Source organism: Parolsenella sp. LCP21S3_E11 (assembly GCF_052118165.1).
In the GTDB taxonomy this organism is placed as follows: domain Bacteria; phylum Actinomycetota; class Coriobacteriia; order Coriobacteriales; family Atopobiaceae; genus Parolsenella.
The window spans coordinates 1-1783 of sequence record NZ_JBQKHS010000018.1 but is presented as its reverse complement, the minus strand read 5'-3'; the positions used below and the strand labels follow the sequence as shown (position 1 = coordinate 1783).

The 1783-nt window shown below is 66.3% G+C and carries 1 protein-coding gene; it reads right to left on the bottom strand.

Annotated features, from left to right (window positions below; all coding sequences use genetic code 11):
- Positions 1-188: 188 nt before the first annotated feature.
- Positions 189-1634 carry a hypothetical protein gene (locus ACTQ1Z_RS08500; RefSeq protein ID WP_441860248.1) on the bottom strand — a complete coding sequence of 482 codons (1446 nt, stop codon included), beginning with the start codon at positions 1632-1634 and terminating at the stop codon, positions 189-191.
- Positions 1635-1783 lie beyond the last annotated feature (149 nt).

The following is a 1783-nucleotide window of genomic DNA, read 5'->3' as shown; positions in this document are numbered from 1 at the left end:
CCAGCTCCCGGGTCGCCCGGTGAAGGCGAGGAAGAAGGGCGTGAAGGGAGCGAAGAGCGTTGCTGCCTAGGCTAGCCCCTTGTCACACAAACTACCGAAGCCTCCTTTTTTGAGTAGAAGTTAACTATAGTTAACAAATTTATTCAAATTATTGCGCGTCCTGCGGAAACGGGACGAGCCTGCCCGGGCTATTGCATGACGAAAATCAGAATGGCGATGACGACGATCCCAACCGCAGCGATGATCACGGCGTAGAACATGCGGCGCGAATGCTGCGTGCGCTCGCGGACGATCCGCTCCTCCTCGGCGAGGCTCGCGACGACGCGCTTGTGCTCCTCGGTCTTCGCCGTGGCGGCGTTGACTTTCTCTGCGAGGGCTGCCGTTGCCTCGGGATGGGCGTGGATGTCCTCGGCCTCCTCGATGGTGGCTGTCGCGGCGTCGATACGCCCCTGAGAGACCGTCGCGAGCTCCTCCTGCTCTTCGATCTTCGAGGCGAGGTCGCTCACCTTGTCCGATGCCTCGCGCTCGCGCTCATCCGCGGAGGCCTTGAGCTCGTTGTACTTCTCGCGCTTGGCCTTCTCGTCCGCCTGGGCGCTGACGAGGTCTCCTTCGAGGACTTCGAGAGACTTGCGTTGCGTGTAGAGGTGCGTCTGGGCAATCTCCGCCGCCTGCGAGGTCTCTGCGGTGACGCGGGTGACGTCCGCGCGGGCGTTCTCGAGCTGGGCGAGGGCCGCCGCGACGCCGCCGCTCATCTCGGAGAGCTCCTTGGCGCCGGTCGAGGGATCGCGCTTGAGCTCGGCAAGCTTGTCCTGGAGGCGCTGGAGGCGACTCGCGGCGTTGTCCGCGGCTCGCATGGCGGCCTGGACGCGCGAATCGCGCGTGTTGATAGCGTTGTCTGCGGCGGCCTGGGCGGTCTTGACCGAGCGGCGCGCCTCGCGAGCGGCGCGCTCGGCGTCCTCGAGGGACCCCTTTGCGGAGCTGGCGAGCTCGCGATAGGGAGTGAGGTCGCGCTCGTTGGCCGCCTTGAGCGAGGCGAGGGCATCCTTGGCCGCGAGGTGCTGTGCCTCGAGGGCGGATTTCTCCGTGGAGGCTCGCGTGAGGTTCTCGTTGGCCTCCGCGAGCTCAGCGTTCTGGACCTCCAAGATGGTGTGGTAGTTCTGCTCGACCTCATGGCGGTGGTCGAGTTCCTCCTCAAGAGAGCGCTGCTCGTCCTCGGCCTTGGCGAGCTCGTCGCGGGCGGCGGCGTGCGCGCGCTTGGCCGCGGAGACCTCGCGTACGGCGGCAAAGCCCTCCGTGACTGATGCCGCGCCGGAAGCGGCGAGGTCGCGGGCTATGTCGAGCGGAGCGGGGGAGTCGGGTGCCATGTCGGGCTCCGGCTCAGTGCGCTCGAGCCCGGCGGTGGGCTTCGGAGTTTCGGGCGTGGTGGGCTCTAGCGCGGCGGGAGCCGACGCCCCGGGTCCCGCGGCTATCGTGGCCTCGTCCGCGCCCTCGCCCTCGGGTGCGGGCTCAACGGCCTCCTCAGGCGGCTCCTGCTCGGCCACCGTGGCCTCTTCTGCCGGCTCCGCCTTAACAGCCGTGGTCTCCTCGGGTATATCCGCGGCCCGCCCCGGAATTCCCGTCTTCTCGTCAGCCATGAAATACCTCCCTCTCGCGTCATCCTTCACATTGTCTCGCATGGGCGGGACATGATGTGCGTGGCAATGTGAGACAATCGCCTATTGCACAGGATGACAACGCGAGCGCTGTCTCTTATACACATCTCCGAGCCCACGAGACGAGCATC